A 14,276-nucleotide genomic window follows, 5' to 3' on the forward strand; every position below is an offset into this window, starting at 1 on the left:
CGGGGTTTTTTTATTTGGTGAATTAATTAGACTGTATATTTATACATTATATTCCGGAGTAAACGTTTTTTTTTCTAGCAATAAAAATGGAAGCGCTTGCAATGTGGATATAAGATTTCGGCTTTTATTTTTGATATTTTTTTACTTGGGGGAATTGTATATATATTCAGACTTATGATATACTATCAAAACATTATGACACATGAGTGTAATGAAGGAGGCGGTTTGATGAGCAAGAAAGAGTATCCAATCCCACAGGGACTATATCATCCAGATCAGGAACACGAGGCGTGTGGAATCGGGATGATCGCCAATATTAACGGAGAAAAATCACATGCAATCGTTCAAAATGCGATCAACATATTGTGCAACCTGGAGCACCGAGGCGGCCAATCATCTGACACGAGCACAGGAGATGGTGCAGGGATTCTGACGCAAATTCCCCATCGTTTTTTCCTGAAGCAATGTGAAAAAGAAGGCATTACTTTGCCTGAAGAAGGAAAGTACGGCATTGGTATGCTCTTTATGCCAAAAGATTATGATTTGCGTATGAAAACCAAAGAATTGATCCACCAAATTATCCAAGAAGAAGGCCAAGTCTGTCTTGGATGGCGTCCGGTTCCGGTCAACGATTCGTTTGTCGGTAAAGTCGCTTCAAAAACCAAGCCTGTGATTCGCCAGGTATTTATCGGTGCTGCACATGGATTGGAAAACCGTATTGACCTTGAGCGCCGTTTATATGTCATCCGCAAACGGATTGAACAGGAAATGGTCGGCAAAGAAGAATTTAAAGATGTGTATTTCAGCAGCCTTTCAGCAGGTACGATTGTTTACAAAGGCATGCTTATCCCGGAACAACTCGATTCGTTTTATATAGACCTCAACCATCCCGAATTCAAATCAGCATTGGCTCTCGTCCACTCTCGCTTTAGTACGAACACCTTCCCAAGCTGGCAACGTTCACACCCTAACCGCTACTCAATCCACAACGGTGAATTCAATACCCTTAGAGGAAATGTCAATTGGATGCGTGCTCGTCAGATGCTTTGCACATCTCCCGCTTTCAATGAAGAGGACCTTCAAAAAGTACTGCCTGTCATAGACGAAACCGGCAGTGATTCTTCAATGTTCGATAATTGCTTTGAATTCCTGCATTTGTCCGGAAGATCGCTTGCCCATACAGCCATGATGATGGTGCCGGAACCTTGGGTCAATGATCCAACCATCAAACAGGAAAAAAGAGATTTCTATGAATACCATAGTACGCTTATGGAACCGTGGGACGGACCGGCTGCATTGGTCTTTACAGATGGCAAACAGATTGCGGCTTGCCTTGACCGAAACGGCCTGCGGCCTGCACGTTATTATGTGACGAAGAGCGGCATGATCGTCATGGGCTCAGAAGTAGGCGCACTTGATATATTTGCAGATGACATCATTTATAAAGACCGTCTTCGTCCAGGGAAAATGCTGCTGGTGGATTTAGAAGAGGGCAAAATTATTCCCGATGAAGAAATCAAGCTGCAGATTGCAGGAGAGTTGCCATACAAAGATTTCATCGAGAAAAATATGTTTGATTTGGAAGATTTGCCGGAGCCGGTCAAACCTACAAACTCTGACGATGCGCAACCTTTGATTAAACGCCAGCTCGCTTTCGGCTATACAATGGAAGAAGTTCAAAAAATTATCAAGCCGCTAGCAACAGATGGGAAAGATCCTGTTGGTTCGATGGGATATGATTCGCCTTTAGCAGTCTTGTCTAAAAAACCTCAGCTTCTCTACAATTATTTCAAGCAATTGTTCGCTCAAGTTACGAATCCGCCAATTGACGCGATTCGTGAACATATTATTACAGCAGCCCGTACAACCATTGGTGCAGAAGCGAATCTGGTTCAACCGACTCCTGAAAGTGCCCGCCATATCCGCCTGGAAACGCCGATTTTGACAGATATGGAACTTGAAAAATTGCGTCAGCAACATGTTCCTGATTTCAAGACCGCAACCATCTCTATACTGTTTCCGAAAAATGATGGGGAGCAAGCAATGGAACAGAGGTTGGAAGCTGTTTTTGCGGAAGCCGATCAGGCGATACGAGAAGGGGCGAAATTGCTCATTTTATCCGATCGGGGAGTGAATGAGGAGTTTGCAGCGATTCCTGCGCTATTGGCTGTTTCAGGTTTGCATCATCATTTGATCCGTGAAGGCACCCGAATCCAAATGAGCATTTTGCTGGAATCTGCAGAACCGCGCGAGGTCCATCATTTTGCGGCGTTGCTCGGTTACGGAGCGGAAGGCATAAATCCATATTTGGCTTTCGATACAATCAAAAATTTGATTGAAATAGAAGATATTCCGAATATGAATTTTGAGGAAGCGGAACAGACTTACGTTAAAGCTGTTACAGACGGCATTATTAAAGTTCTATCCAAAATGGGAATTTCAACCATTCAAAGTTACCGTGGTGCGCAGATTTTTGAAGCTGTCGGTATTCATATGGACGTAATCGATAAATACTTTACACGAACTTCTTCACGATTAGGCGGAATTGGTCTAGATATCATTGCTAAAGAAGTTCTTATGAGACATGCGGCAGCTTATCCGGTTGCTCAAGGAGACGACCAGGCCCTGGAATCCGGCGATGAATTCCAATACCGTGAACATGGAGAAAACCATCAGTACAATCCAAAGACAATCCACACACTCCAGCATGCATGCCGGACTAATAACTACGATGTCTTCAAGAAGTATACGAACTTGTTGACGGATGAAAAGGCCAATCTTCAATCGCTGCGCGGTTTGATGTCCTTTAAGAAACGGACGCCTGTGCCGATCGAAGAAGTGGAAACAATAGAAGAAATCTGTGCGCGCTTCAAAACAGGCGCCATGTCGTACGGTTCCATCAGCAAAGAAGCACACGAAGCATTAGCGGTGGCAATGAACCGCATCGGCGGAAAGAGCAATTCTGGTGAAGGTGGAGAAGAAGTTTCCCGTTTTATTCCGGACGAAAATGGCGACAATCGCCGCAGCTCCATTAAACAAGTGGCATCCGGCCGCTTTGGCGTAACAAGCCATTACCTAGTGAATGCCGATGAAATCCAAATCAAAGTGGCCCAGGGAGCGAAACCGGGAGAAGGCGGACACTTGCCTGGCAAGAAAGTTTATCCTTGGATTGCTGAAGTGCGCGGCTCTACGACCGGTGTTGAATTGATTTCACCGCCGCCGCATCATGACATCTACTCAATCGAAGATTTAGCTGAATTGATTTTCAACTTGAAGAATGCAAATCCAGATGCGCGAATCAGCGTTAAATTGGTATCCGCTGTTGGTGTCGGTACGATTGCTGCAGGTGTTGCTAAAGGCCGTGCGGACGTTGTCTTGATCAGCGGCTATGATGGCGGTACAGGAGCGGCTCCTAAAACAAGCCTGAAACATACAGGGCTTCCATGGGAAATCGGCTTGGCTGAAACGCATCAAACCTTGCTGTTGAACGGTCTGCGTGATCGGATTGTCGTAGAAACAGACGGCAAAATGATGACCGGCCGCGATGTAGTGACAGCGGCTCTGCTTGGCGCTGAAGAATTCGGATTTTCCACTGCACCGCTTGTTGTACTTGGCTGTGTCATGATGCGCGTCTGCCATTTGGATACGTGCCCTGTCGGCATTGCAACTCAAAATCCCGAACTGCGTGAAAAATACGGCGGCGATCCGGAGCATGTAGCGAATTTTATGCGCTTTATCGCAAGAGAAACACGTGAACTGATGGCTGAACTGGGCTTCCGTACCATCAATGAAATGATTGGACGGACAGACGTTCTTGAAGCCAATCAAGCTGTCGATCACTGGAAAGCCGGCGGCATTGATTTGAGCGCCTTATTGTATCAGCCGGACCTGCCTGAAAAAGTAGGCCGTTATGCGACGGTTAAACAAAACCATGAATTGGAACAGACATTGGATTACCAGGAACTGTTGCCGCGTTGCCGTAAGGCGATTGAAAATGGCGAGCGGGTTGAAGTGGCAACGGCAATCCGTAACATTCACCGTGCGACAGGAACGATTGTTGGGAGTGCCATTTCAAAACGTTACGGTGCAGAAGGCTTGCCTGAGGACACTGTTAATTTGAATTTCCAAGGATCGGCCGGACAAAGTTTCGGTGCATTCATTCCAAAAGGAATGTCGATGAACCTGATCGGCGATGCCAATGACTTTGTCGGAAAGGGATTATCGGGTGGTAAGATTACGGTTTATCCGGCACTCGATTCAACTTTCCTTCCTGAGAAAAACATCATTATCGGAAATGTATCATTCTATGGCGCCTCTGCTGGCGAAGCATATATCTATGGAGTGGCTGGCGAACGCTTTGCTGTCAGAAACAGTGGAGCGAAAATCGTTGTCGAAGGTGTAGGCGACCATGGTTGTGAATATATGACGGGAGGACGGGTAGCGATTCTTGGGAAGACCGGCAAAAACTTTGCAGCTGGTATGTCAGGAGGCGTAGCTTATGTTCTCGATGAAGAAGGTACGTTCAGTGAGCGCTGTAATGCCGAAATGGTCCATTTGCAGCCGCTTGCCGACCCTGCAGAAATCGAAGAATTACGCGAAATGATTCAAAAGCACGTTCATTACACAAGCAGTGCAAACGGCACGCGCTTGTTGGCTCACTGGGATATTTATTCCGCAAAATTCGTCCGGGTTATTCCTAAAGCTTACCTTCAGATCAATGAACGAATCAATAAATTACAGAGCAGCGGCATGGCCAAGTCCGAAGCGGAAATGGCCGCTTTCGAAGAAAGCAAAATGGCCGGTGCCGGGAAATAAGAAAAGCGGAAGCAGCCGTTCATGTTCAAAAGTGCTGTGATTACAACATGAGAAATCGTGAGTAGGAGGGGAAACAATGGGGAAACCAACAGGATTTATGGAATATGGCAGACAAACAGTCAAAGAGCGCCAACCGGCTGAACGGACAAAGGACTGGAATGATTACACAATTCCTTTGTCGAATGAAGAAGTGGCAAAACAAGGCGCGCGTTGTATGGACTGTGGAGTGCCGACATGCCATACCGGAATGGAATTGGATAATGTAACGACCGGTTGCCCTGTAAACCATCTCATCCCAGAATGGAATGATCTTGTTTATCGTGGCCAGTGGAAAGAAGCCTTGCACCGTGAACACTTGAAAAACAACTTCCCTGAGTTTACAGGAACGGCTTGTCCGGCACCTTGTGAAGGAGCTTGTGTACTCGGCATCAATGAACCGCCAGTAGCGATTCGTACAGTAGAACGGTCGATCATTGAGCGTGGATTTGCGGAGGGTTGGGTTGTGCCTGAGCCACCCAAAACACGTACCGGCAAAAAAGTAGCCGTAATCGGCTCGGGGCCGGCCGGACTTGCCGCTGCAGCCCAGTTGAACAAAGCCGGGCATATGGTGACGGTATTTGAAAAAAGCGATCGTGTAGGCGGCTTGCTGACGTACGGAATTCCAGAAATGAAGTTGTCCTATGATATGGTAACCAGACGTGTGAATATTCTTGAGCAGGAAGGAATTACTTTCATCACAAACGTAGAAGTCGGAAAAAATTACCCTTCTGCGAAACTGAAAGATGATTTCGATGCAGTAGTCATGTGTACGGGTTCAACAGTTCATCGTGATATTGATGTGGAAGGCCGGGAGTTGGAGGGTGTCCATTTCGCTATGGATTTCCTTCACGCCAGTACAAAAAGCCTTCTGGATTCAAATTTTGAAGACGGCAATTATATTTCGGCCGAAGGCAAAAATGTCATTGTCATCGGTGGTGGAGATACAGGAACGGATTGCTTAGCGACATCAGTTCGCCATGGTTGTGAAAGCCTTGTTCAATTTGACGTTTATGACAAAAAAGGTGCAATCCGCGACGAAAAAGGCAATCCATGGCCACAATATCCGAAAGTGCACCGCGTGGAATATGGCCATAAAGAAGCAGCGGCCACTTTTGGTGAAGATCCAAGAGCTTACGCAGTTATGACCAAGAAGTTTGTCGGTAATGAAAACGGCCAAGTCAAAGAAGTCCATACGGTCAATGTGAAATTGAAGATAGACGAAAACGGCAATCGGATCCGCGAGGAAATTCCAGGCACCGAAAAAGTATGGAAAGCAGATTTAGTGCTGATCGCCATTGGCTTCAGTGGACCAGAACAAGACTTGATCCAGCAGCTGGAGTTAGAAACAGAAGTGAATTCAAGAGTAAAAGCGGAATATGGAAAATACACTACAAACGTAGAAGGTGTTTTTGCAGCGGGGGATGTCCGCCGTGGCCAAAGCCTGATTGTTTGGGCCATCAATGAGGGTCGTGAAGCAGCGCGTGAATGCGATCGTTACCTTATGGGGACTACTGTATTGCCGTAATAAAGAAGGTTAATAATATGGTTTAAGGAAAGCTGCAGTTAAACTCATCTTCGAGTTCAACTGCAGCTTTTTCTGTGGAAAGGATGGACGCGAACGAAGAGAAATTTTAAGGGGAGGGTCGTCGATGAATGGCCGTCGCTATTTTCGTTTAAAGTAGAAAAATGAGGTATAATTTATGGACCATAGCAGCCTTGTAACAGCTATTTGATAATCCTTCATTACAGTAATACTTTATCACTGTAACCTATAAGTCTTTTATCTAAATAATACAATATTTGATTGTGCAAAAGACCTATGAAGGATATACTATATTAGGTCAGGGATGGTATTTTAAGTTAATTTAAAGTGAAAAGATAGTTAATTTTTGCTTCTAAAGTATTTAAATCTCACTACCTGCTTACAAATTGGAAATAGGAGGAATACGGATGTTTAAAAAGAGTTTAATCGCTGTATTATTTTCATTCATTATGGCAATAGTATTAGGTACTAGTGCGTTTGCAGTGAATAATGGTGAAGTTCTCAAAGCCGACGTTACAACAGAAATGACTCCGGAAATTGCTTCGGCATTGCTGGAAGTAGAATCGACAAATGCAAAAATTCACACTGAAATTGATAAAGCAGTAGCTAAATCTGAAAAGATGCATACTAAATTTCTTGAACAGCAAGCAAAACAAACTGATCCAGCTAAACAAGCTAAGTTGAAAGCAGACTACGATAAGAAGTACGAAAAACTCATTGCTGATTTAAAAACAAAGGCTGAAAAAATGACGCTTAAAGGAATTGAAAAGGCTGAGAAAGCCGGGTTGGTCGTTGAGATAGAATTCGTAGAAGTTTCATTTCCTAAGGGGCCAGAATCGATTGATCCTATTCTAGTAGTTGGTTGGTAATTATCTTGTTCATACAACAATACATGAAGTAATATTAGAGTATAGAGAGTTTTCTATACTCTCGTATTTTTCTGCAGAGGATGTGTGTCTGTGAAAGGCTTGGACATATTAACAGACGGTTATCTTGAAAAAGTGAATAATGGTGCAACGACACTGAGTCTTTTGGGACGTGGAAACGGAATTGAATTAATGAAACAGACAGTTTTATCAGATAGTATATTTATTCTTTTTCCCAGCCAAGATGAGGATTCGCAAGAGTTTTTTTATATACTGTCTGGTGAAATTGAAGCTGATATAAACGGTGAAGTTAAAAGGTTGGGGCCAGATACCTTTCTCTCTGCTAAGAACTTAGAAGGTACAGTGCAATTTAAAACTCTGACTGATTTAACTTTTCTGTCAGTTTCTACTGTTCCTGTATTCCATTATTTAAGCAATATAGTAAGTAAGTTAAAGAGTATTGGAGAAGCTGTCGAGAAAAAAGATCGTTATACATTTAATCACAGCTCTCGTGTCGCTAACTATGCGGTTAAGACTGCTTCTAAAATGAAATTGAGAAAAGAACAGATGGAAAATTTATTGTTAGCTTCCATCCTTCACGACATCGGCAAAATCAACATTCCTGAAGAAGTATTGAAAAAACCAAGCAAATTGACGGACGAAGAATTCGAGTTGGTGAAAAAGCATCCAGGCGATGGCGCTGCCATGATCCGGGACACTCCTTATGCAGACATCGCAGATATCGTCGAACAGCATCACGAGCGCGTGAACGGAAGAGGCTATCCTTTTGGCTTGAAAGGCGATGAGATTTTAGTGGAAGCTAAAATTATCGGCGTGTGCGATACGTTCGATGCGATGACCGAAGACAGAGCTTACCGAACCGCATTTTCTCCAGAATACGCGATGGCCGAAATCAACAATCTGGTTGGGGTTCAATATGATGAAACAGTCGTCAAGGCTTTCGAACAAGTTTTGAAAGAAGAAGGAAAGCTAAGTTCATAGATGCTGGAACCAGACACCCAGACTTTTCGAGGTGTCTTTTATTTTGCCTAAAATGTTTAAAAATCAGTGATTTAGTCAATACTTTATACACAGTGATTATACAAAAACGAAGAGGAGAGATTCAAATGGCCAGAAATTCATCAGGTGGTATGTTTGGAAAACTTGTATTGATCGGCCTTGGTGCTGTAATCGGTGCAGCAATGACTCAGCAGAAAACGCAAACAGGCGAAACCTCTCAAACCAGCAAAGCAGATATGAAAGCGAACATTAAAAAAGGGCTTGATCGCTTAAATGAGCAATCAGGCGGTATGGTGGACAAAGTGAAGCCGACAGTCAATAAAGCGGTGGAAAAAGTGAAAACGGCAATTGATGCACAGCAGGATATGATGAACAAAGAAAAAGATGCTTTGGATAAAGCGAATAAAACATTACAGGATGATGTTGGCGGCAATGTCGACAAATCGAGCAGTTCATCAACTGATCAGTCAAAGACGAGCTCTACCGGCAATGTTTCCCCTAACACCAATAAGCCGACAGGCGGCGTTTATGGAGGAAGCACGGAGTATACAGAATCCTTGAAAAAAGATGTTGATGATTCGTCGAGTACGGACAGTTCTACATTCGGCAGCACTGGATCTACCGGCAATACTTCTTCTGAAGCCAATAAACCATATGGCGGAAGCACGGAGTATGCGGATTCTTTGAAAAAAGACTTATCGAACCAGTCGAAGAAAAAAGACGATTCTTCTTCAAATGATTCCACATTCGGGAAGTAAATTAGGTATAATGGAACAAAGTTAGCTATGCGCGTTTCCAGAAGCGGCATAGCTTTTTCTTCATTTATTTTTGTCTGAATATTCTACGTATTAGGGGGTTGTTTATTTGTTTAAGATGTATTCTACAGGGGCGTTTTTTGATGAAATGTTTACACCGAATGGAAAGCCGAAGTCTCATTACCAAAAGTTTTTCGATGTACTTCAGAAGTTTTCGAAAGATGAGCTGCGTGAAAAACATGAAACAGCTCAACTGTCTTTTCTGAGGCAAGGCATCACTTTCACTGTTTATAACAACAATGTCGGAACGGAAAGAACCATGCCTTTTGACTTTGTGCCCATCATCATTCCATCTGAAGAGTGGGAAGTGGTGGAAAAAGGAATGGTCCAGCGCGCGGAAGCGCTCAATCAGTTTTTGGAGGATGTCTATCACGATAAGCGCATCCTGAAGGATGGGATTGTTCCCAGACATTTAGTTGAAGCGAATCCATATTATTACGACGAACAGGTAAAAGACATCGACATTCCGCTGAAAAATCATATTTTTCTAGCCGGTATTGATTTGATCCGTGATGAAAACGGGAAATATCATGTGCTTGAAGATAATTTGCGTAATCCATCAGGGTTGTCTTATGTGTATCAAAACCGGTACGTCATGCGTCAGGTTTACCCCGAGTTTTTCGCCAGCCAATCGGTTCATACCCTCGAGCATCAGCTTTCCCATCTCCATCAGGCGATATTGGACCATGCGCCGGAATCCAGAAAAGACAAGGCCTTTGCTGTTCTGCTGACTCCTGGGATGTACAATTCCGCATATTATGATCATGTCTTTCTAGCGCAGCAGATGGGCATCGATTTGGTGGAGGGCCGAGACCTGATCGTTAAAAAGAACATTGTCTACATGAAGTCAATCCGGGGGTTGAAACGAGTCGATATCATCTACCGCCGGATAGACGACGATTACCTGGACCCCGAAGCGTTTCTCGCTGAATCTGCGTTAGGGGTTCCTGGTTTGCTGCTGGCTTATAGAAAAGGCAATGTAGCGATTTTAAATGGCATTGGAAATGGAGTGGCAGATGACAAAGCCATCTATGCCTATGTGCCGGAGATGATCCGGTATTACTTGAATGAAGAACCGATCATCGATAATGTCAAAACCTATCTATTGGATAAACCGGAAGAGCGGGAGTGGGTGCTCGATCACTTGCATGAATTGGTGGTGAAAAATGTCGGTGCTTCGGGTGGCTACGATATGTTGGTCGGACCGCATGCATCAGAAGAATTGATTGAAAAGTTCCGTGAGAAAATCATTGAAGCCCCTCATCAGTATATTGCCCAGCCGACCATTAAACTGTCCAGGGCCCCTGCGTATCAAGGAGAAGATTTTTATCCTTGCCATGTCGACTTAAGGGTTTTTGTCGTTCGGGGAGTAGATACGCATGTTATGCCAGGCGGGCTTTCACGTGTTGCCTTAAAAGAAGGGTCCCTGGTTGTGAATTCTTCGCAGGGTGGCGGCGGGAAAGACACATGGGTGTTTAAGAAAAGAGAAGAAGAGGGGGACGCCTAATGCTTAGCCGCGTGGCAAATTCTTTGTATTGGATGTCGAGAAACGTAGAGAGGGCAGAGAACAACGCCCGTATTTTGGATGTACAATTGCTTCAGATGATTGAAGCGGCAGACGAAGAGTTGATTCGGGATAGCGATTGGAAGTTGATTTACGAAATATGCGCTTCGACAGCAACGATGGAAAAGATTAAGTCTCTGCCAAGCTATCAGGAAGACCAGCTTGTCCACTACTTGGCTATGGAAGAAGCTAATTTTAATTCAGTAGCGAGTTGTGTGAGAGTCGTCCGTGAAAACGCCAGAATCAGCAGGGACCACATTCCGGATGATTATTGGGAAGCCTGGAATGGCTGTTACTTGATTTTGCAGGAAATGGATCAGCAAAGCTGCACTGTCAAAGAAATGCGTGAATTTCTTCAACATGTCAAGCTAACCTCGCTGACCACACAAGGAATCGTGGAATCCTCCATGTCGAGGGGAGTCGCTTACCAGATTATCAAAATCGCCAAATGGCTGGAACGCGCAGAAAAGACAGCCCGAATTTTAAACGTCGTTTGTGAACGTACGAGAGAGCGGGTTTTGGAAGCGCAATCCGAGGATTATTATTATTGGCTGGCTGCGTTACGGATGACCAATGGCTACAATGCTTACTTAAAAGTGAATCCCCCGCAGATGAACCCGAAGAAAGTATTGACTTTCCTGATTGCCGATACGAATTTTCCGCGTTCGATCCGCTATTGCCTTACGCATGTCCGCAAAGCAATCGATGAGTTGGAAGGCGGGAAAATTTCTCATTATTCATGGCAGCTTTATGCGAAACTGGACCAGCTCCAGGAAGAATTTGAAGCCATCAATATTGATGAACTGAACTCAGATGAAATTATGGATTTTCTGAATGATTTTCAGAATGGCTGCAATGAAGTTGGCCAGATTTTTTCAAAAACCTATTATTTAAGCGATTCCGAGACCAAACCGATGGAGTCCAGCCAATCACAGAGCATGGGCGCGAAAGGAATAACATCTATGAAATATAAAGTTGAGCATACTAATATCTTTCAATACGAAACAATTGTAGACCAAAGCATGAACTCGATCCGGCTAAAGCCGAGAACGGATGAATGCCAACGCTTATTGTCCTACCGGGCGGAGATTACACCGGCTTCCCTCACCAAAGAGCATATCGATATTTGGGGCAACCATGTAGAAACTTTTTTTATCGCTGAGCATCACCAGCATTTAGAAGTGAAGACGACATCCATCGTCAGCATCCAAAAAAGTCCCTTTATTCATCGGATTGATTATTCGCCAGAAATGAGTGCCATTTTTCATTCGCAATTATTCGGAGAACATTACCTGGCCTTTTTGAGTAATACAGCGTATACGTATTTATCAATGGAGCAAATGAGCCAAATCGACCGTGAGCTGGGTATTATGAAAAATCCAGTGCAATATGCGATCGACGTGATGGAGTATATTCACCAGCATTTCACTTATGACGGTGAATCAACGACGGTCAATACAAAAGCGGAAGAATCTTTTGAATTAAGAAAAGGGGTTTGCCAGGACATCACGCATGTGATGCTCGGCATTCTTCGCAGCAAGTACATACCGGCCCGTTATGTCAGCGGCTATTTGTATGTGGGGGAAAATTCGGCACTTGTCGGGGATGCTGCGAGCCATGCATGGGTGGAAGTGATGGTCCCTGGCATTGGTTGGGTAGGTTTGGATCCAACGAATAATGTAGAAGCTCTGGAAAATCATATTCGTGTTGGCGTAGGGCGGGATTATAATGATGTCAGCCCGGTGCAAGGGGTTTATCGCGGCGGCAGCCAGTCCTTGGATGTTAAAGTTTCAGTGAGCCTGATGGATCAATAACTGGAAACCGTAGACATGGGAATTTTCTTCAGCACCATCGATTTTTAGAGCGGGATAAAACTTAATAATCGTTTAACAGCAGAATTTTCTAATCCGTGCGATAATAGGAGAACCTGAAATTTTTGAACGGAGATGGAGAGCAAACATGAATACGAAGCAATTTAAAGAATACGGCATAAGTGAACCGATCGTGAAGGCCCTTGAGGGGCTTGGATATACTGAACCGACAGAAGTACAAAGAAAAGTCCTTCCTGTCGCATTTTCAAAAACTGATATAACGGTGAAGTCTCAAACAGGAAGCGGGAAGACAGCTGCATTCGGAATTCCGATCTGCGAATTGGTCGATTGGGAAGAAAACAAACCCCAGGCCTTAATTTTGACACCGACACGGGAATTGGCGGATCAAGTGAAAGAGGATATAACGAACATCGGCCGATTCAAACGCATCAAAGCAGCGGCGGTTTATGGCAAACAGCCTTTTGCTTACCAACAGGCTGAACTCAAGCAGAAATGCCATGTGGTTGTTGGGACGCCGGGTCGTGTGCTGGATCATATTGAACGTGGTACGTTGAACTTGGAACGCATCGAGTACCTGGTTCTTGATGAAGCGGACGAAATGTTGAATATGGGCTTTGTGGAACAAGTGGAAGCAATCATCAACAAATTGCCGAAACAGCGCATGACTATGCTGTTTTCAGCAACATTGCCTGAAAACGTAGAAAATCTGCAAAAAAAATACATGATTGATCCGAAGCATATTGAAATTGCTTCAACGGAAACTTTAACCGCTCGAATCGATCACTCCTTGTTTGTTGTAGCGGAACAAAAGAAATTTTCATTGTTGCGGGATGTGACCATTGTTGAGAATCCGGACAGCTGCATCATTTTCTGCCGGACCAAAGACAATGTCGATTTTGTCATGGAACAGTTGGAAAAACATTATTACACGTGCGATAAATTGCACGGCGGCATGATGCAGGAAGACCGTACTGCTGTTATGAACGATTTTAAACGAGGTGAATTCCGTTATTTGGTGGCGACTGATGTTGCTGCCCGTGGGATTGATATCGACAGCATTACGCACGTCATCAACTATGACTTGCCGATGGAAAAAGAAAGCTATGTACACCGCGCAGGCCGCACAGGACGTGCCGGAAAAACAGGGAAAGCAATTTCATTTGTGACACCACATGAAGACAAATTCCTGGCTGAGATAGAAGAGTACATCGGCTTTGAAATTCCGCGCAGAACGGCACCTTCACCGACTGAAGTGGACGGAGCTATGCTGGACTTCACTGAGAAACTTGAAAGCCGTCCAAAGCTGAAGAAAAACAAAAATGAGCAAGTCAATAAAGATATCCTCAAGTTGTATTTCAATGGCGGCAAGAAAAAGAAACTTCGTGCTTTTGACTTTGTGGGTACATTAACAAGCATTCCGGGAGTGACAGCTGAAGATATCGGGATTATTAAAATACAGGATTCGGTGACATACATTGATATTCTGAATGGCAAGGGTCCGATGGTCTTGAAGGCGATGAAAGATAAAACCGTTAAAGGTAAAACACTAAAAGTGCATAAAGCCAATAAATAAGCTGGGACTGCGAGCCAAAAAGGCTCGCAGTTTTTTTATTTCCAAAGAAATAAAAAAGCGATGTACCATATGGTATGGTATAAAGAGTCTTGTTTTTTTACATAATTTAGGTTTAACATAAGGACATCATAATTCATATGTCACAAAATGAAGCGGTATTGTAATGAAACATGCCCTTTATTGTTACATGCCTGTAATATTCCCGTGCT

At 44.0% G+C, this 14,276-nt stretch carries 8 protein-coding genes; all 8 read left to right on the plus strand.

From position 1 onward, the window contains the following. Window positions 1-228: 228 nt before the first annotated feature. The 8 genes from gltB (at window position 229) to H9630_RS07650 (ending at window position 14,067) form a co-directional block, all read left to right on the plus strand. Window positions 229-4,815 carry a glutamate synthase large subunit gene (gene gltB, locus H9630_RS07615; protein ID WP_191714892.1) on the plus strand — a complete coding sequence of 1,529 codons (4,587 nt, stop codon included), beginning with the start codon at window positions 229-231 and terminating at the stop codon, window positions 4,813-4,815. A gap of 76 nt (window positions 4,816-4,891) precedes the next feature. Further along, window positions 4,892-6,379 (plus strand): glutamate synthase subunit beta, encoded by a 1,488-nt coding sequence (locus H9630_RS07620; RefSeq protein ID WP_191714893.1) that lies wholly within the window; start codon window positions 4,892-4,894, stop codon window positions 6,377-6,379. Window positions 6,380-6,804: 425 nt separating this feature from the next. After that, window positions 6,805-7,266 (plus strand): hypothetical protein, encoded by a 462-nt coding sequence (locus tag H9630_RS07625; protein WP_191714894.1) that lies wholly within the window; start codon window positions 6,805-6,807, stop codon window positions 7,264-7,266. A gap of 90 nt (window positions 7,267-7,356) precedes the next feature. Then, window positions 7,357-8,265 (plus strand): HD domain-containing phosphohydrolase, encoded by a 909-nt coding sequence (locus H9630_RS07630; protein ID WP_191714895.1) that lies wholly within the window; start codon window positions 7,357-7,359, stop codon window positions 8,263-8,265. A gap of 125 nt (window positions 8,266-8,390) precedes the next feature. Further along, complete coding sequence (locus H9630_RS07635; RefSeq protein WP_191714896.1) at window positions 8,391-9,041, plus strand: hypothetical protein; 651 nt, start codon at window positions 8,391-8,393, stop codon at window positions 9,039-9,041. Window positions 9,042-9,147: 106 nt separating this feature from the next. After that, complete coding sequence (locus H9630_RS07640; protein WP_191714897.1) at window positions 9,148-10,605, plus strand: circularly permuted type 2 ATP-grasp protein; 1,458 nt, start codon at window positions 9,148-9,150, stop codon at window positions 10,603-10,605. After that, window positions 10,605-12,476: an alpha-E domain-containing protein gene (locus H9630_RS07645; protein ID WP_191714898.1), complete on the plus strand. Its 1,872-nt coding sequence runs from the start codon at window positions 10,605-10,607 to the stop codon at window positions 12,474-12,476. Before H9630_RS07640 ends, H9630_RS07645 begins: the two co-directional genes overlap by 1 nt. A 145-nt stretch (window positions 12,477-12,621) precedes the next feature. Continuing rightward, window positions 12,622-14,067, plus strand: coding sequence for a DEAD/DEAH box helicase (locus tag H9630_RS07650; RefSeq protein WP_191714899.1), 1,446 nt, complete (start codon window positions 12,622-12,624; stop codon window positions 14,065-14,067). The last annotated feature ends 209 nt before the right edge of the window (window positions 14,068-14,276 follow it).

This window comes from Planococcus wigleyi (assembly GCF_014836985.1).
In the GTDB taxonomy this organism is placed as follows: Bacteria; Bacillota; Bacilli; order Bacillales_A; family Planococcaceae; genus Planococcus; species Planococcus notacanthi.